At 44.6% G+C, this 18,907-nt stretch carries 14 protein-coding genes; all 14 read left to right on the top strand.

Going from position 1 to position 18,907, the window contains the following annotated elements; all coding sequences use genetic code 11:
* The first annotated feature begins 319 nt into the window (after positions 1-319).
* The 14 genes from BK582_RS27630 to BK582_RS08245 all read left to right on the top strand — a co-directional run bounded on the left by BK582_RS27630 (position 320) and on the right by BK582_RS08245 (position 18,840).
* Positions 320-493 carry a hypothetical protein gene (locus BK582_RS27630; RefSeq protein ID WP_218190712.1) on the top strand — a complete coding sequence of 58 codons (174 nt, stop codon included), beginning with the start codon at positions 320-322 and terminating at the stop codon, positions 491-493.
* Positions 490-2,031 (top strand): AbgT family transporter, encoded by a 1,542-nt coding sequence (locus BK582_RS08185; RefSeq protein WP_078594129.1) that lies wholly within the window; start codon positions 490-492, stop codon positions 2,029-2,031. The genes BK582_RS27630 and BK582_RS08185 overlap by 4 nt, the downstream gene beginning before the upstream one ends.
* Positions 2,032-2,478: 447 nt before the next feature.
* The gene (locus tag BK582_RS08190; protein ID WP_078594131.1) at positions 2,479-3,684 is read left to right on the top strand and encodes a M20 metallopeptidase family protein; all 1,206 of its coding nucleotides are present in this window, start codon (positions 2,479-2,481) and stop codon (positions 3,682-3,684) included.
* On the top strand, positions 3,677-4,981 hold the full coding sequence (locus tag BK582_RS08195) for an amidohydrolase (RefSeq protein ID WP_078597897.1): 1,305 nt from the start codon (positions 3,677-3,679) through the stop codon (positions 4,979-4,981). The genes BK582_RS08190 and BK582_RS08195 overlap by 8 nt, the downstream gene beginning before the upstream one ends.
* A gap of 468 nt (positions 4,982-5,449) precedes the next feature.
* Positions 5,450-6,694, top strand: coding sequence for a M20 family metallo-hydrolase (locus tag BK582_RS08200; RefSeq protein ID WP_078594133.1), 1,245 nt, complete (start codon positions 5,450-5,452; stop codon positions 6,692-6,694).
* Positions 6,695-7,063: 369 nt separating this feature from the next.
* Positions 7,064-8,386, top strand: coding sequence for a hypothetical protein (locus tag BK582_RS08205; protein WP_078594135.1), 1,323 nt, complete (start codon positions 7,064-7,066; stop codon positions 8,384-8,386).
* A gap of 339 nt (positions 8,387-8,725) precedes the next feature.
* Positions 8,726-9,685: a Gfo/Idh/MocA family protein gene (locus BK582_RS08210; RefSeq protein ID WP_078594137.1), complete on the top strand. Its 960-nt coding sequence runs from the start codon at positions 8,726-8,728 to the stop codon at positions 9,683-9,685.
* A 270-nt stretch (positions 9,686-9,955) separates the two neighbouring features.
* Complete coding sequence (locus tag BK582_RS08215; RefSeq protein WP_078594139.1) at positions 9,956-11,137, top strand: galactokinase; 1,182 nt, start codon at positions 9,956-9,958, stop codon at positions 11,135-11,137.
* 24 nt (positions 11,138-11,161) lie between these two features.
* Entirely contained in the window at positions 11,162-12,160 is a 999-nt protein-coding gene (gene galE / locus BK582_RS08220; RefSeq protein ID WP_078594141.1) for a UDP-glucose 4-epimerase GalE, read from the top strand.
* 24 nt (positions 12,161-12,184) lie between these two features.
* Positions 12,185-13,696, top strand: coding sequence for a UDP-glucose--hexose-1-phosphate uridylyltransferase (galT, locus tag BK582_RS08225; protein ID WP_078594143.1), 1,512 nt, complete (start codon positions 12,185-12,187; stop codon positions 13,694-13,696).
* Positions 13,697-13,768: 72 nt separating this feature from the next.
* On the top strand, positions 13,769-14,986 hold the full coding sequence (locus BK582_RS08230; RefSeq protein ID WP_078594145.1) for an ROK family transcriptional regulator: 1,218 nt from the start codon (positions 13,769-13,771) through the stop codon (positions 14,984-14,986).
* 445 nt (positions 14,987-15,431) lie between these two features.
* Positions 15,432-16,763: an ABC transporter substrate-binding protein gene (locus tag BK582_RS08235; RefSeq protein ID WP_078594147.1), complete on the top strand. Its 1,332-nt coding sequence runs from the start codon at positions 15,432-15,434 to the stop codon at positions 16,761-16,763.
* 344 nt (positions 16,764-17,107) lie between these two features.
* Positions 17,108-18,004 (top strand): carbohydrate ABC transporter permease, encoded by an 897-nt coding sequence (locus BK582_RS08240; RefSeq protein WP_078594149.1) that lies wholly within the window; start codon positions 17,108-17,110, stop codon positions 18,002-18,004.
* The gene (locus BK582_RS08245; protein ID WP_078594151.1) at positions 18,001-18,840 is read left to right on the top strand and encodes a carbohydrate ABC transporter permease; all 840 of its coding nucleotides are present in this window, start codon (positions 18,001-18,003) and stop codon (positions 18,838-18,840) included. Before BK582_RS08240 ends, BK582_RS08245 begins: the two co-directional genes overlap by 4 nt.
* Positions 18,841-18,907 lie beyond the last annotated feature (67 nt).

Genomic DNA, 18,907 nt, shown 5'->3' on the forward strand with positions numbered 1-18,907 from the left:
TATGTCCATTTATTGTGTACCTTTGTCTTTGTATAAGAGACATTATAGGGTTTGAATACTATTAATTGCAACATGAAATTACCTGCGGGAGGATGGAACCTTAGAATCTGCTTTTTCCCAGGCTAGTGCTACTCAAGGACTTCGACAAGTGTAAGCGTTTTCCTTTTCGGGGAAAATTTTATTTTTTTCAGAATAGAAAAACATAGAAGAAATAAGAGTTTAAGAGTTTATCTGGGTTGCACCTGAAAATTTTTTGCAGACAAATAAAAAAATCTGTGATAGTGTAAAAATACGGAATAATTAAGGAAACATTCCTTAAATGGTCGGAGTTCAAAAAGCGACTAAGAAACCCAGGAAAGAAAGGAGGCGGGCAAGACAGCCGCCGCACGCTTCCGGTTCTGTATGGTCCTTCCAGACAGCTCTTATCATTTATTCAGGAATCTTCCTTAATTACTCCATTCCACTACATATCAGAAGGAAGGTGTTTGTATGACAGAACCAAATTTACAGCACGAGGGAACAGAGAAGAAAGGCTTATTTATGCGTTTTCTGGACGGAGTTGAAAAGGTCGGTAATAAACTTCCCCATCCGTTTATCCTGTTCGTGTATCTTGCTCTGACAGTTATTGTTGTTTCAGCGATTGTAAGCGTTTTTGGCGTAAGTGTTGTCCATCCTGGCACCCAGGAAGAAATGGCTATCCGCAGCTTATTATCAGGAGAAGGTCTTCGCTATATTATTGACTCCATGCTTGATAATTTTACAGGCTTTGCACCGCTTGGCCTTGTACTTGTAATGATGCTCGGTATCGGGCTTGCTCAGAAGGTAGGGCTGATTCAGGCGTTCATGAGAAAGTCGATCATTAATGCTCCTCCTGCGTTAGTTACATATGCTGTTCTTTTCGCAGGTGTAATCGGAAACCTTGCTTCAGATGCAGCATTTATCATTGTACCGCCACTGGCAGCGATGGTATTCTACGGGCTTGGGAGACACCCCCTGGCAGGTCTTGCAGCCGGATTTGCCGGTGCCGGAGCAGGTTTTACAGCAAACATCTTTATTGCCGGAACAGACGCATTGCTTTCCGGAATATCTACAGAGGTTGCTCAGACAATTGACCCTAATATGATTGTTACTCCGGTAGATAACTGGTTCTTCATGATTTTCTCCGTGGTTATGCTTATGATCGTAGGTGCGTTCGTAACGGAAAAAATTATTGAACCGAAGCTTGGCAAGTATGAAGGTGACGCGGAGAAGCGTCTTGAAAAAGTTACAGATGAGGAAAATCGCGGACTTCGCAACGCATTAATTACAGGCCTTATATACATCGGACTCATTTTGCTTGTGCTTCTTCCGGAAAATGCTCCTCTCCGCGGTGAGGACGGTGGAATTGTTCCATCACCGTTTCTGAACGGTATAATCCCGATCATCTTATTCTTCTTCATCTCTGTTGCTATCGCTTATGGTATGACTGTTGGAAAAATTAAAGGGACGAAAGATATTCCAAACTATATGGCGGAAGCAATGAAGGATATGTCTGCGTATATCGTCCTCATATTTGCAGCTGCACAGTTTATTGCTTACTTTAACTGGAGTAACCTAGGAATCTGGATTGCGGTAAACAGCGCGGAATTTTTACAGAATGCTAACTTAACAGGAATCTACGTGATTGTCGGCTTTACTTTGCTGACAGCTGTACTGAACTTGTTTATCTTCAGCGGCTCCGCCCAGTGGGCGCTTATGGCACCAATTTTTATTCCGATGTTTATGCTGCTTGATTACAACCCGGCATATGTCCAGCTGGCATACCGTCTTGGGGATTCAGCAACAAACATCATTACACCGCTGAACCCGTATATGTTAGTGGTGCTCGCATTCATGCGTGACTATGATAAAAAAGCCGGGTTCGGAACATTGTTCGCAATGATGCTTCCTTACGCGTTGTTCTTCCTTGGCTTCTGGATCGTTATCTTTATCGCCTGGACGCTGCTTGGACTCCCGATCGGCCCAGGTGTGGAAATGTATATTAACCAGTAAACCACTTGAAGTGGCGAATGGATGTTATGCTGAAGGGAGCAGGTGAAAAACTTGGCTCCCTTTGGGTTTACTTATAAAATTTTTTCTGTCGAATCAATTTCATTATTCAAGATTCTCAACTTTAAAATGAATTTTATCTTAAAATGTACTTTGTAGTTCGATTTACGCTTCAGACGGACGCGTTCTGCGGGCACGGCTTCAACTAATTTTTTCCGGCAAAACGCCGTCAAAAATGGATTTTCAGCTTTTCATGCTTTTCCCGCCAGAGTCGCCGTCTTACGCTGCAATCGAAAAGAAACGTTCGTCCTTTTTTATACAAAGTATATATATAATATTCATTCTGTCGGAAGGAGAAAAAGCTCTTTCCAACAAGCAAAATAGTTTCAATTTTTCAAAGGAACTAATAATTAATGAACTATACATACAAATTCGATGGAGGGATACATCATGAATAAGCCAACTGTAAAAGGACAGGGAGAAAAACATTTTGACGAAGTAGTTTCCATTCGGAGGCACTTTCACCAAAACCCAGAGCTTAGCGGCGAGGAAGCGGAAACGTCTAAAAAAGTTCAGGAAAAACTTACCGAGTATGGAATTCCCTATAAAACCGGCTATGCAGAGCATGGAGTGCTTGGTGTTATTGAAGGAGGCAGGCCAGGACCCACTGTAGCGCTCCGGGCCGATATGGATGCTCTTCCAATCCATGAAGAAAATGACCACCCGTATATTTCCAAAGTGCCGGGAAAAATGCATGCTTGCGGGCATGATGCTCACACGGCGATGCTTCTTGGAACAGGAAAAATTCTTAACAGCATGAAGGATGAGCTGCCAGGTAAAGTGCTTCTTGTTTTTCAGCCATCGGAAGAAATCACCCCAATAGGCGGCGCTCAGCCGATGATGGAGGACGGTGTCTTTGATGAACACAAACCAGACATGATTTTTGCCCAGCATGTATGGCCTGATCTTCCGGTTGGGCAGATTGGCTGTGTTCCAGGACCGATCATGGGGGCATCTGACAGATTTAAAATAGTTATTAATGGTGCCGGAGGCCATGCGAGTATGCCTCACCAGACTGTTGACGCAATTATAGTTGCCAACAATGTGATCTCCAGTCTTCAGACAATCGTCAGCAGAAATGTGGATCCGGTCGACTCTGCGGTCCTGACAGTTGGCCGCATAGACGGAGGAAGCAGGTACAACGTCATCGCCAGCAAAGTGACGATTGAAGGAACGATCAGAACCTATAAACCGGAGACGAAGGAAATGGTGAAAAGACGGTTCCATACAATCGTTAATGGAGTTGCTGAATCTATGGAGGCTTCCGCAAGCATTGAGTATTACGACGGATACCCGGCTACGGTGAACCATGCAGAATGGGCGGAACATGTGACGGATACTGCGAAGGAAATGTATGGGGACAGTGCGGCTCCCGAAGTGAACCCTGTCCTTGGAGGAGAAGATTTCAGCCGGTTCCTTTTGAAATATCCTGGAGCTTATTTCTGGCTCGGTACAGCCCTTCCTGGAGTGGAAAAACAAAAGCCGCTCCATGACCCGCAGTTTAAAATTGATGAGCGGGCAATTGTTTACGGCACTGAGATGATGGCCCAGGTGGCTGTAAATGCTCTGTTTAAGGGAGCAGGTAAAAATGAATGATCAGATTAATAGTTTTATAGCCGGACAAAAGGAATTTCTTGATAGTTTGAGGAGGGACTTGCACAAGCATCCGGAAACTGGCTGGACGGAGTACTACACAACATGGCGGATAGCCAGTGAACTGGAAGTGCTCGGTTTTACATTGGCAGTTGGCCAGGATGTACTTGTTTCAGAAGCTCGGATGGGAGTGCCTGAGCCTGAAGAGCTTGCCGAGGCAGAGGAACGTGCTCGTTCCCTCGGTGTGCCACAGGAGTATGTCGTAAAAATGAGCGGGGGGCATACAGGGCTGGTTGCCTGTTATGATTCAGGAGTTGAGGGCCCGCACCTGGCCTTTCGTTTCGATATAGATGCTCTGCCGATAAAAGAGGCAGTTATTGACAGCCATCTCCCGGCTAAGGAAGGATTTTCTTCAAAGTGGGATGGCAGGATGCACGCCTGCGCCCATGACGGCCATACAACGATAGGTGTTGGACTTGCCCGGTTTATTTCCGAGGTGAAGAACGATCTGAAGGGAAAAATTACGCTTATTTTTCAGCCTGCAGAAGAAGGGAGCAGAGGAGCTGTTTCCATGGTGGAAAAAGGCTGGCTTGACGATGTGGATTACTTCCTGTCGGGCCATATAGGGATTACTTCCATGGAAGTTGGTGCCATTGCAGCCGGAACAGACGGATTTCTGGCAACGAGCAAAATAAACGTTGTTTTTCGCGGAAAATCCGCCCATGCAGGAGTAGCTCCTCAGGATGGAAATAACGCCCTTCTGGCAGCAACATCTGCAGCTGTTCATTTGCACGGGATTTCCCGCCATTCAGGAGGGGCAACAAGGATTAATGTTGGCCGGATTGAAGCTGGCAGCGGAAGAAACATTATTTCCGACCTTGGAAAGCTGGAACTGGAAACCCGCGGAGAAACAACGGAGCTGAATGAGTATATGGCTCAGGAAGCAAAGCGGGTGATTGAAGCTGCCGCAGCAATGCATAATGTGGAATCAGAAATCGAAGTTGTGGGGCAAGGGATCGGTGCAGAGAGTGATGAGTGGTTTGTTGATGAGGTTGAGCGGGCTGTGGAAGGAAGCGCACGCATCAGCCGGGTGATTCCGAGATTGTCGCTAGGGGGCTCTGAGGATGCCACCTATATGATGAAAAGGGTCCAGGAAAACGGCGGAAAGGCGACATACATGCTCTTCGGAACGCCACTTCCAGCAGGGCACCATCACCCTGAATTTGATTTTGACGAAGGTGTACTGGCAGCAGGCGTGGAGACATATGCCAGGATGCTGATGAGGTATCTGGAAAAATAATGTGTTTGTTTTGGAATATTGGGTGGCGTTTTATATAACGAATCGGGCTGTGGTTGCGAAGTTGTGGCATTAACTTGTGATATAGGGATGCCAACCTGCGAAAAGAAGATTTCCATCTGCGAAAACAGGGTGCCAATATGCGAAGTGAGTTTCAACCTGCGAAAAGAAGGTTTCAATTTGCGAAAATAAGGTGCTAGCCTGAGAAAACAGGGTGCTAACCTGAGAAAACGGGATGCTAACCTGCGAAAGTAGAGGTTCAATTCGCGAAACAGGAGACCCCATTCTCGAAATCAGTGTGTTTATTCTCGAACCCGAACCCAATTCTCGAAAACAGCACTTCCATTCTCGAACCAAGGGACCCAATTCTCGAAATCAACTTGTTAATTCTCGAAACAAAACCAAACCCTATCAAATAATACCGCGGTTTCGCTTCACAGATAGTAGAAATCTTATAAAGGATGAAAGCATATGAAAGAATGGCTGGAGAAAACGTTAAAAAAACTAAATTTAACAGATTCGATGATCCAAAAAGATGGTTTTACCCGGCTTGGCTACAGCGAAGACGAGATGAAATCAATGGAAGTTTTTAAGAAGGTTTCAAGAGAGCTGGGGTTAACTGTACGAACTGATGAGGCAGGAAACGTAATCTCTCGCTGGGAAGAGGGCCCGCAAGCAAGCGGCCTGCCTGCAGTTACCTTAGGCTCCCACGTTGATACAGTTAAGCACGGAGGCGGATACGATGGAGTTGCTGGTGTACTTTGTGCCCTCGGAGCGGTGAAAAAGCTCAAAGATGAAGGCTATAAACCAGCATACCCTGTAGAGGTCATTTGTTTTGCCTCCGAAGAATCTTCCCGATTTGGAGTTTCAACAATTGGAAGTAAAGCGATGGCTGGAATTCTCGACCCAGATCAGCTGGCAATTATCGCGGATGAAAACGGAGTAACGATAAAAGAAGCTGTGGAAAGCACCGGGCTTGACTGGTGCGCAATCGGGCAAGCTGAGCGTGAAACTGATGAGATTAAAAGCTTTGCAGAGCTCCATATTGAGCAAGGCACAGTTATCGAAAACGCAGGTGCCCAGTTCGGAGCAGTATCAGCGGTAGCTTGCCCCATCAGACTGAAGCTGACGATTAACGGGAAGATGGGCCACACAGGAACAACGCCCATGGGGATGAGGCAGGATGCTCTTACGGCGGCAGCACCTATTATATCCTTTGTTGCTGAAGAAGGAGCAAGGCTGTCCCGGGAGTCAGAAGACCGCCTTGTTGCCACGGTGAGTACGATAAATGCTATGCCGAATGCTATGAATGTGATACCGGGGATTGTGGAGCTCGGCATCGATATCCGCAGTGTTAACGATTCACTGAAGGAAAATATGGCGAGATTGATCTCTGATAAAGTTGTGAGTGTGGAAAAAGATTATACTGTGAGCATCGAAGTGGAAGAACTCGTAAACAATCCTTCAGTCACCCTGGATAAAAATCTGATGGAATTACTGGCACAATTAGGGGAACAGGAAGGCTACCGATCCCACGAAATGATCAGCGGTGCTGGCCACGATGTGATGAATATGGCAAAAAAATGGCCAGCGGGACTAGTGTTCATTCCATGCAGGGACGGGCTCAGCCACCATCCGGAAGAGCATGCCTCGCTGGAGGACCTGGAAATGGGGACAAACATTTTAACTGCTTATATAAAAAATGAAGCTGAGTAAGGAAAGGGAGACAGCGTCTCTCTTTTTCTGTGTGGTTAACGATGTATTTATCGTTATAAAAAATCAGAGAAGCTGCACGGAGATTTCTTGAATACCCGAACCTCAGTAAATCTGAAGAGAAAGGTAATGCCAGACAGTTTCACATGCCAGACAGATTAAAAACGAGCACCGCACACCTGCTCACAATTAATTAACCTGCAGGACTTAAGTTGCAGAGTATGTTATTTTTATAGTAGGCGTTACTGTAAGTAAACTGCAGTCAGCCGCCTTAGAATATTAAACCGTAATTATTAATGGAACTATTTTTCAAAATTAAACCATTCAAACATACATAAATATGTTTTTCAACATCAGGAGGAGGAAGTTAAAGTGAGGATCAGGATTGGGGTGGTTGGCCCGACAGATTCGACAGAACGAATTCTGGATGTCTCAAAGAGCTTCGAAGATTATGAATCTCTGGAGATTATTTCATTTCCATACGAGCACACAAAGGAAGCGGCTGAGATTGTCCGTAAAAACAGGCACCGGATTGATCAATGGTTTTTTTCAGGGCAGGCTCCTTATTTTTTTGCAAAATCACAAGGAATATTAAAGGGTCTTGAAGTAAGTTATCCCCCATTGTACGGTTCCAGCCTCCTTGGAGCGCTCATAGAAATGCTGATGGCTAAGGGAAATCAGGTGAAAAACATAAGCCTGGATACAATTAAAAAATCGGAAGTGGCCTTTATAAGTAAAGCCCACTCCCTGGACGACTTTAACTTTCAAATTTTTTCATATGATGACTACAGGCCTCCGGAAGAAATCATTGCCTTTCATGAAAAGAACTTTAAGGAAGGAAAATGTGAGGTAGCGTTTACGTGCCTTAAAGAAGTTTATATGACACTCCAGGAACGGGAAATTCCATGTTACCGGATTATTCCTTCTCAGCTTGCTATAAAACTTGTCCTTCGTTATTTGAAAGAGCGGGGCGAGTCAGCGAGGTACCGCCAGTCTCAGATTGCAATTCACGGGTTTGAGGTCATCCATACAAATGCAAGTGAGGAAGGCCAGTACTATTCTTATGAAATGAAGCGGCAATCTCTGGATTTGAAACATATGCTCCTTGATTTTGCCGAGAAGGTTCAGGGATCATTCGTTCAGATTGGCGATGGCTTGTTCTTCATATATACGACAAGAGGAGAAATCGACTCCCACTTTAATGATAAGTCCCTTTTTAAAAAGCTTTCGGAGATTCATCTGAAAAGTAAATTGAAGGTAAGAGTCGGAATCGGGTATGGTATTACGGCAGTAGACGCGGAACGGAACCTCCGTCTGGCACTTCATTATGCGGAAGAGCAGAAAGAAGCCGTCCTTGTCAGCGTTAATGAGGAAAAAGAGGTAAAACAGTTTACCGAGGCAGAAGTAAATTCAGCAATATCCTTTCAGCCGCGTAACTGGGGGGCTGAGTGGGAAGAAAAATTTAAAGATGCTCAGATTAGCCCGACGATTGTCAGCAAAATAGAGTCACTGGCCTTCCACTATAATACAAATGTTGTAACTGTAAAAGAAGTTGCCAGCTGGCTTAAACGTACGGAACGAAACGCAAGGCGGATTCTTACAGAAATGGAAAGGCTCGGCATAGCAAAGGTCAGCGGCATGGAACAGCCTGGCAATGCAGGTCGGCCAAGAAAAGTGTATGAACTGAAGTTTTAAAATGAGTCTGAAAGGGGGAGTCTTCTTTCAGGCTTTTTTTCGAGCTGAAACCGGTGCCGCTTAGAGCAGCTACCATATACTCTCGAAATCTCACGTTTACCCGCTCATTTAACATGGCACTTTGGTTCCAGGAACCCCGGTGCCAGGTTAAAACAACTTTTATCCACCTTCAACTTTATTCTCGGCTAAGACTGACCCGCCTATTGTCAGGTTTGCCACCAGTCGAATGAAAAGGCTAAAATGAAAGAAGACACCGATAGGCTGGTGTCTTCTGTTTTCCTGCAGAGGAATCTCTCGGGATGAAAAAGTACAATCCACACTTATTAGGAGGAATGGCAAATGAAATGGGGAATTCTTGGGGCTTCAGGTATTGCTGAAAAAGCGGTTGTTCCTGCACTTATCCGTGCGGAAAACACAGAAATAACAGCTGTTGCGAGCGGAAGCGGGAAAGGAAAAGAGTTCGCGGAAAAGTTTCAAATTAAAAAAGTTTACACCGATTATACAGAGCTCCTGAAAGATCCAGACGTGGAAGCAGTCTATATTTCCGTACCGAACCATCTACATAAAAAATGGACGATTGAAGCAGCAAAACATGGCAAGCATGTGCTGTGCGAGAAACCAGCGGCACTTAACGCAGCAGACGCAGAGGAAATGCTGCAAATATGCAAAGATAATAACGTGCAGTTTTTAGAGGCATTCATGTACCAGTTTCATCCCCAGCATCTCCAGGTTAAAGATATTATCCAGTCAGGTGAAATAGGGGACGTTAAATTAATAAAAGCAGGATTTTCCTTTCCGCTGGACCTTGGGAAGTCTAACATCCGCCTTGATAAAGAAAAAGGCGGCGGAAGTCTGTTTGATGTAGGCTGCTACGGTATCCATTCTGTTCTTGATCTGTCCGCCAGCACGCCTGCTGAAATAAAAGCTGTCTCCGTAGTACATGAAGAGCTGCAGGTGGATACAAGTACTGTCGTTTCTTTAAAAATGGAGAATGGCATACTTGCACAAATAGATTCAAGCTTCGAGCAGCAGTTCCGCAACGAGTATATTGTCATTGGAACGAAAGGCAGTGTTACCGTGACAGATGCATACAGGCCCGATAAGCCAGGCGTGGGAACAATCATTATTAAGGATATGGAGACAGGGGATACACGCACGGAAAAACTGGACGGGGACACTTACCGGCTCGAAACAGAAGCTCTCACAGAGGCCGTTACAAAAGGACGCTCGCTGGAGCATTATCACCGGCTGACTCTGGAAACATTGAGGGTCATAGGAAAGTGTCTTGAAGAAGTATAATACACATAGCAAGCGCTGACTTAGCGCTTGCTCTTTTAGTATTGGTTTTCAGGGGAGGAGTCCGCTCACGTGATTAATTAATTAATTAATTTAATAAAGTTAGTTTACCGAACCGTATTTTTTCGATATAATAGCAACTGTAGAGGTGTCTCATTAATGGATACCCGCACACTTTATTAATTAAATAAATTAATTACCGGTTTTGATACCCGGAATTACTGGCATACTACCTGTGTTGGAAGAAATTACTTTATATAAAGGATGAGTCTGATGAAAGAGAAACTGCAAAAAGAATATACATCTGTTTTCGGAGCAGGCTCTGAGGCGGAGGAAAACGCACGTTTGTTTTTTGCCCCTGGAAGAGTCAATCTGATTGGTGAGCATATTGATTATAACGGCGGATACGTACTACCGGCGGCATTGAGCCTTGGAACATACGCGCTCACCGTGCCGCGGCATGACAATAAGGTGAGGTTATATTCGGTAAACTTCCCTGATAAGGGAGTCATTGAGTTCACACTGGATGAGCTTGTATACAAAAAAGAAGATGACTGGGCCAACTATCCAAAAGGTGTCCTTGCAGTATTTGCTGAAAAGGGTTATGCAGGAGAGACAGGGTTTGACGCTGTATTTTACGGAAATATTCCAAATGGAGCCGGCCTTTCTTCATCTGCTTCCATTGAAGTCGTGACCGCTTTCCTCTGGAACGAACTTAACGAATTCAAAGCGGATCCGGTAACACTCGTTCAATGGTGCCAAAGGGCGGAGAACGAATTTATCGGGGTGAACTGCGGGATCATGGACCAGTTTTCCATCGGTCTTGGAAAAAAAGACAATGCCATTCTTCTTAACTGTGAAACACTTGAGTATAAATACAGTCCTTTGAAGCTTGGTGGCCATGTTCTCGTTATAGCTAATACAAATAAACGCAGGGGACTTGCAGATTCCAAATATAATGAACGGCGGAGCGAGTGTGAACAGGCATTGGCCGGGCTGCAGGAGAAACATTCCATATCAGCCCTGTGCGAGCTGGATGCAGAAACGTTCGAGCAGGACAAGCATTTAATTAAAGACGACACAGTGAGGAAACGGGCGAAACATGCCATTTATGAAAATGAAAGAACTATTCATGCTGCAAAGCTTCTGAAAGAAGGTGACCTTGTAGGGTTCGGCCAGCTTATGAATGAGTCTCACATCTCTTTAAGGGACGACTACGAGGTGACCGGAAAAGAACTTGATTCTTTAGTGGAAGCAGCATGGGACGAAGAAACAGTAATCGGAGCAAGAATGACAGGGGCCGGTTTTGGCGGATGTACCGTTAATCTTGTCCATAAGGATAACCTTAAAGAAGTGCTTGAAAGAATCGGCGAAAAATATGAAAAGGCGACAGGCATTCAGGCAGAATTTTATGTTGCGGAGAGTGGGGAAGGAGCCCATGAAATCACAGACTGACAAACCAGAAAGGGGTAATGTGAAATGGCGGTACTAGTATGCGGGGGAGCAGGGTACATTGGCAGCCATGCCGTTGCAGAGCTGTTAAATAAAGGGGAAGAAGTTGTTGTTGTCGATAATTTACAGATGGGCCACAAAGAAGCGGTACTTAATGGGGCAAAGCTGTACGACGGGGACTTACGGGATAAGGAGTTTCTGAACAGAGTTTTTGAAGAAAATGAAATAAACGCTGTTATCCATTTCGCGGCGGATTCTCTCGTAGGTGTAAGTATGGAAGAACCGTTGCAATATTACAACAATAATGTTTACGGAGCAATGTGTCTCCTTGAAGTGATGAGAGACCACGACGTTAAGGTAATCGTGTTTTCTTCCACAGCGGCGACTTACGGAGAGCCTGTCAATATCCCGATAATGGAGACGGATCCGACAATTCCTACAAATCCATATGGTGAAACAAAGCTCGCAATAGAAAAAATGCTTAAATGGTGCGAAGAGGCTTACGGTATCCGTTCTATCTCCCTGCGTTACTTCAATGTTGCCGGAGCACATGTGAACGGGGAGATTGGCGAAGACCACACACCGGAAACCCACCTCATTCCAATCGTGCTTCAGGTTGCAATGGGGCAGCGGGAAAAAATCATGATTTTCGGTGACGATTATGATACACCGGACGGAACGTGCATCAGGGATTACATCCATGTGAATGATTTAATTGACGCCCACCTGCTTGCTCTGGAAAAACTAAGGAGCGGCGCTGGCAGTAATGTATTTAACCTTGGAAACGGAAGCGGCTTCAGTGTGAAAGAAGTTATTGATACAGCGAGAAAAGTAACCGGGCATGAAATTCCGGCAGAAACAGCACCGCGACGAGCAGGGGACCCTGCAAAACTTGTGGCATCTTCAGAAAAAGCTCAGGAGGAGTTAGGCTGGAAACCGAACTATCCATCTCTGGAAGCCATTATTGAAAGTGCCTGGAACTGGCATCAGAAAAGGCCAGGAGGCTATAAAGGGCTGAAGAGATAAAAAGCAGAAAAGGAAGTGGCAAAAGTGAGCATCTATACATCCATTGAAAGGCTGATGCAGTACGGTCTTCAAAAAAACCTGTTTCATGAAATAGATAAGGATTATGTACGGAACCAGATTTTGCGCGTCCTGGAACTGGAGGACTATGAACAGGCTTCTGCTCCTGAAGAAACCGAGGAAACTCCTGTACGCATATTAAAGGAGATTCTTGACTGGGCTTCGGGAAATGGAAGGATGGAAGAAAATACCATTACACATCGGGACCTCCTGGATACAGAACTGATGGGCTGTCTTGCCGGCCGGCCGTCTGAGGTGCTCAGGAATTTTCAAGATAAAGCGGACAAGAACGGAATAGAAGCAGCAACTAAGGATTTTTATCAATTCAGCAAGGATGTTCACTACATCCGTACAGACAGAGTTGCAAAAAATGAAAGCTGGTTTACTGATACAGAGTACGGAAAACTGGAAATTACAATTAATTTATCAAAACCTGAAAAAGATCCAAAAGAAATTGCTGCGGCTAAACTTGCCAAACAAGCATCATATCCAAAATGCCTTTTGTGTAAAGAAAATGTCGGCTATACTGGCAGGCTGAACCACCCTGCCCGGCAGAATCTCAGGACGTTGCCTGTCTCACTTGCAGGAGAAAACTGGCATCTGCAGTTTTCCCCATATGTTTACTATAACGAGCATGCGATCCTGCTAAAGGAAGAGCATGAGCCAATGAAAATCACCAAAAAAACTTTTGACAGACTGCTTAGTTTTGTGAAGCAGTTCCCGCATTATTTTCTGGGATCGAATGCAGACTTGCCAATCGTTGGGGGTTCTATTTTAAGCCATGACCATTTCCAGGGAGGAAACCATGATTTCCCGATGGCGAAAGCGGAGTATGAGACTACATTTGAACTAAATGATTTTCCTCATATCCGAGCCGGAATTGTAAAGTGGCCAATGTCAGTGATCCGGCTGCAGGGAGAGCAGGCGGGAGACCTGGCGGAAGCGGCAGACTATATTTTCCGGAAATGGAGCGGATACTCTGATGAAACTGCCGGCATCTACGCTTTTTCAGGGGAAACTCCTCATAATACGATTACGCCGATCGCCCGTAAGAGGGACAATCTGTATGAGCTTGATCTTGTACTGAGGAATAACCGTACAAATGAAGAGCACCCCGATGGGATTTTTCACCCGCACAAGGAAGTTCATCACATTAAAAAGGAAAATATCGGTCTGATCGAAGTGATGGGGCTGGCAGTCCTTCCAGGCAGACTTAAGGAAGAACTGGAGCTGCTTGCTGAGGCGATGACCGGCAGCCATCCTGAAGAAAATATTAAATCCGATGACAGAATAGAAAAACATGCCGAATGGGCACTCAGCATTATGGAGAAACATACTTTTAAAGATAAAAATGACTGCCTAAGGATATTAAAGGAAGAAACAGGCCTTGTTTTTTCTGAAATTCTTGAGCATGCCGGTGTATATAAAAGGGATGAAGCAGGACGGGAAGCTTTCCTTTCCTTCGCTCAAACATTATAAAATATTTTCGCTGCGAACGCCGTCGGCGGCTAAGCAGCTGGGGAGATCAAATGACAGAGGAGGGGCTGACTGATGGGATCTGAGTTGACAGGCAGTTTTCAGCTGATGAAATCAATGAACCGCGCTCTTATTCTGAACACAATTCGTTCAGAAGGCCCTATATCAAGAGCGGACATTGCAAAAACGACAAAACTGACCCCTCCCACGGTAACAAATATAGTTGGAGAACTGCTGAAAACCGGGCTTATTAAAGAAAGTGATACAGGAGTTTCCAAGGGCGGAAGGCGTCCGATAATGCTGACTGTAAACTGGCCGAGCAGAAATGTTATTGGCGTGGATATTGGAGTAAATAAAATCCGGGTCGTACTAACAGATTTAAACGCGAATATCCTTTATAAAACTGTTGCTAAAATGCCTGTTCCCGTAACTGAAGAAAAGCTTCTGGAAACGTTGAAGAAAAGTATACACAGGCTGATTACCCAATCAGGTGCAGATAAAGAAAGGCTGATTGGAATAGGGGTAGGTATGCATGGAATGGTAGATTCTGAGCAAGGTGTATCTTTATACGCCCCGTCCTGGAACCTGAAAAATGTAGCGGTGAAGGAGGAGCTGGAAGGGGAGTTTCTCCTTCCGGTGAAAGCAGAAAATGATGCGAAAACTCTGGCTCTTGGAGAAAGATGGTTCGGGCAGGGGAAAGACACGGAAAACCTCGTCTGTATTAATGTAGGGATGGGCATCGGCGCTGGCATTATTCTTAATAATCATATTTATCGCGGCAACGACCATATAGCAGGAGAGATAGGGCATATGGTAATTGATGTGGACGGCCCGAAGTGTTCTTGCGGAAATTACGGCTGTTTCCAGACGCTTTCCGGGGGTTCGGCACTACGGGATTATGTTTTAAAAGAAATTGCGCTGGGAAGAGAAACTATCCTTTCAGACAGAATAGAGAAAAACCCGGAATCAGTTGATGGAAAAGCAATTTACGAATGTGCGAAAGCAGGCGATGCTCTTGCATTGGAGGCTTTCTCAAAAACCGGGAGTTTCCTCGGGATAGGACTGCTTAATTTGCTGCATCTGATCAACCCGCCATTAGTAGTTATCGGCGGCGGAGTGTCCCGGGCAGGAGACTTAATATTAGAGCCTGTGCGGAAAATTATAAAGTTACGGGGCCTGACAGAAACAGTAAAGGCGACGAAGATTGTGGAGTCCGGACTGGGGGAGAACGGGACAGTTATTGGGGCGGCAACCCTTATTTTAGCTGATCTGTTTGCTTCAAATAACAGTTGAACTAAATACAATTATAATAATTAAAACCTTATAATCAGGCAATCATAAGGCAGAGAACTCTTTCTCTGTCTATTTTTTATGCTCATTAGCTTAGTAAAATTTTAGTATAAATAATTGGTGTTGATATCTTTGTTTTTCCCGCTTAAAAGTTACCAGGATTGCTGGTACTCTCAGAAATACAGAATAGTAAAATTTAGTAGTAAAATATGAGTAAAATTTAAGTAAAATTTTATTGACAGTTTTATCGGGTTAGATTATTATCATAGTATGACAGCGTTTTCACTCTGGATAACCGAACTCGGCTAAAAATGCTGAAATAAATCTTCCTTTTTGAAAACGGTTGCTTGATTGAACCGGGCTTTATAAATAGAAAACTGTCGAGGCAGACAGCCAGATATCTATAAAGCACTAGTACTAAATAAATAATTTTTTAGGGGGCTATAAAATGAAAGCATGGAAAAAAGCTTTAGCCGGAACATTATCTTTAGCTGTTCTAGCAGCCTGCGGAGGAAATGATAACAATACAGAAGAAACACCAGCAGGCAATAATAACGGAGACAATAACGGAGGGGAACTTTCAGGCGAGATTGAAGTCTGGGGCTGGAACGTGGCGGCAGCTTCTATGGAACTGGCGATTGAAGGCTTTAACGAAATCCACCCTGATGTTGAAGTAAATGTACAGGATATCGGACGCCTTGATTTATATGACAGGCTCACTGTAGGTTTAGCTGCCGGGGGAGCAGGGCTTCCTGATGTAGTATTAGTTGAAACAGACAGAATCGACAACTACATGAGCGAGTTTCCTGAAGGATTCCTGAACTTGTCTGAATACGGTTTTGACGAGTATGAAGACCAGTTCGCACAGGCAAAAATCAACTCTATGAAAAATGCAGACGGCGATTTTATCGCAGCACCTTGGGATTTCGGTCCTGCGGCAGTTTTCTATAACGTAGAAATTTTTGAAGAAGCTGGAGTAAATCCAGACGATATCGAAACATACGACGACTACATTGAAGCTGGAATACAGATTCATGAAGCTACAGGAGCACAGCTGCTTCCAATTGATATTTCTCAGGACGATGCTCAGTTCCGAATGATGATGAACCAGCAAGGTACGTACTACTTTGATGAAGACGGCAATATCGACATTGCTTCCGACGATGCAGTACTTGCAATGGAAAAGATTAAAGAAATGCGTGAAAATGACCTGATTGCCAACGTTGACGGCTGGGACGGAACAGTAACGGCTACAGTAAACGGAAGAGTGGCAACAGTGCCATTTGGTGTATGGTATGCAGGAACAATTATGGATCAGGCACCTGAACAGGAAGGCAACTGGGATATCTTCCCGCTGCCTGCACTTGAAGAAGGCGGAAACCGTGCAGCTAACCTTGGCGGATCTGACCTTGCAGTAATCGGAGCTACAGAAAATCCAGATGCTGCTTACGCTTTCGTTGAGTACTTCACAACTGAAACAGATCCGCAAATCGCGGCTCTTGAAGAATACGGCATGTTCCCTTCACTTCTAGAAACTTACGAGCACGAAACGTTCGATGAGGAAAGCGAGTTCTTTAACAACAGTGCTATCTTCCGTACATTCGCGGAAATCTCCGAGGACGTTCCATTTGCGAACTACACAAGTGACTATGCACGTGCATTCAGATATTCCGCTGACGCACAGGCAAGCGCACTACTGCAGGACGCAGAACCTGCTGACGCTTTAAGAGAAGCAGCTGAAAGAATTGCTAACGAATCAGGCAGAGACATTAACGAATAACATCTGTAACAGACAGGTGGCTGGGACAGAAATAAGTATTTAACTTGAAAAAACGAATGATGAACTCATTTAGCGGAGGAAATATACGTAGACTCCTGCGGGAATAGCATGAGCTGAAGACCCCGCAGGTTGGTTTTTACCGAGGAGGCTGAGGCCATGCCCGCGGACGCGAAGTATATTTCCGGAGCGGTGTCTATGCTCCTCTTCTGATTCTCATTCGTTTTTTCTTTTAATTGTAAATACTTTTGTCCCGGCCTCTTCCTCTTAAAAGAGAGGGCTGGTGCAGGGCAGCTAAGACGTTCAGCATAAACCTGCCTGGCGTTTCAGCAAGAAAGGAGTAAAAAATGAATTCAACAGCTAAAGCAGAAAAGAAAAAGAGAAAATTTGTTACACCTAAGACAGCTCCTTATATATTTATTGCTCCTGCAGTAATCCTGTTTTTGCTTTTCACTGTGTATCCCGTAATTTCATCATTAATCTTAAGTTTCCAGACTACTACAGGAGGAGTAACTGAGTTTGCAGGACTCGATAACTACCGGAGATTATTTAATGACCCATTGTTCTATCAGGCTCTTGGAAATACATTTATAATCCTGATTATTCAGGTTCCGATCATGCTGACACTCGCAGTATTGCTGGCAGTTCTGATGAATTCAGCACTCCTGAGAATGAGAGGGTTCTTCCGGGTAGCGTTCTTTATGCCTGCGATTACCGCACTTGTTGCATACGCAATCGTATTTATGATTCTTCTTGACGAAAACTATGGAATTGTGAACTATGCTTTATCCCTCGTAGGAATTGATCCTATCGCATGGCTTAATGACCCTTTCTGGGCTAAAGTATCGTTGATTATTGCAGTTACGTGGAGATGGACAGGTTACAATATGGTTATTTTCCTTGCCGGGCTTCAAGGTATTTCCAAAGACCTTTATGAGGCGGCCAGCATTGACGGAGCGGGAAAAATCCGCCAGTTCTTTTCCATTACACTCCCTCAGCTGAAGCCGATTTTCCTGTTTACTTTCGTACTCTCTACAATTGGTACATTACAGCTCTTCGATGAGCCGTTTATTTTAACAGGCGGAGGACCGAATAACTCTACATTAACTATTTCACTTTATCTGTATTTGAACGGTTTCCGTTATTTTGACTTTAACTATGCCTCCGCGATCGCATATGTGCTTGTAATCATCATTGCGGTGCTGTCATGGCTCCAAATGAAAGTGGCAGGTGATAAAGAATGACGACTAAGAAAAAGACAACTAATATACTCAAAAAAATCGGCCTGTATACTTTATTGCTAATCGGTGTATTTATATCTGTTTTCCCTTTCTACTGGATGTTCATTGGAGCTACAAATCCATCCGGACAAATCTTCAGCATACCGCCTAACCTGACGCCGGGAGATCATTTCTTTGAAAACCTGAGAAACCTGAATGAAACAGTGGGTATCTGGCGTGTAATGATGAACTCCCTGATTATTACGCTGGTGTTTACCCTTTTCAGTGTAATTATCTGCTCGGCAGCAGGCTATGCTTTTGCAAAATATCAGTTCAAAGGCCGGGAAGCGATCTTCTTTGCATTGTTACTGGCTATCATGATTCCTTACCATGTAACACTGATACCGTTGTTCCAGCTAATGGCTGACCTGGGCTGGCTGAACACTTACCAGGCGGTTATTCTGCCTAACCTGGCATATCCTTTTGCGATCTTCTTAATGCGGCAGAATATGAGATCACTTCCTGATTCACTGCTGGAAGCAGCACGTGTTGACGGTGCCGGGGAATTCAGGATTTTCTTCACAGTCGTACTGCCGACGATGAGGCCTGCTCTTGCAGCAGTTGCAATCTTCCTGTTTATGTTCCAATGGAACAACTTCCTGTGGCCTTTAGTTGTGTTAGGCTCCAGCGATATGTATACCTTACCGGTAGCTTTATCGAGCCTTGTAGGATTATCACGGGTGGACTACGGACAGATCATGCTTGGTACTACCTTATCCACTTTGCCGATAATGATTTTCTTCCTGCTTCTGCAGCGCCAGTTTATCTCAGGTATTCTTGGAGGCTCTGTTAAAGAGTAAGAGCAGTTACAGGAGATGAAAAATAAAGGGATGGAGGGCTGCCTCCTTCCCTTTCTCTGAATATACC

The sequence above is a fragment of the Evansella clarkii genome (assembly GCF_002019695.1).
Taxonomy (GTDB): Bacteria; Bacillota; Bacilli; order Bacillales; family Salisediminibacteriaceae; genus Evansella; species Evansella clarkii.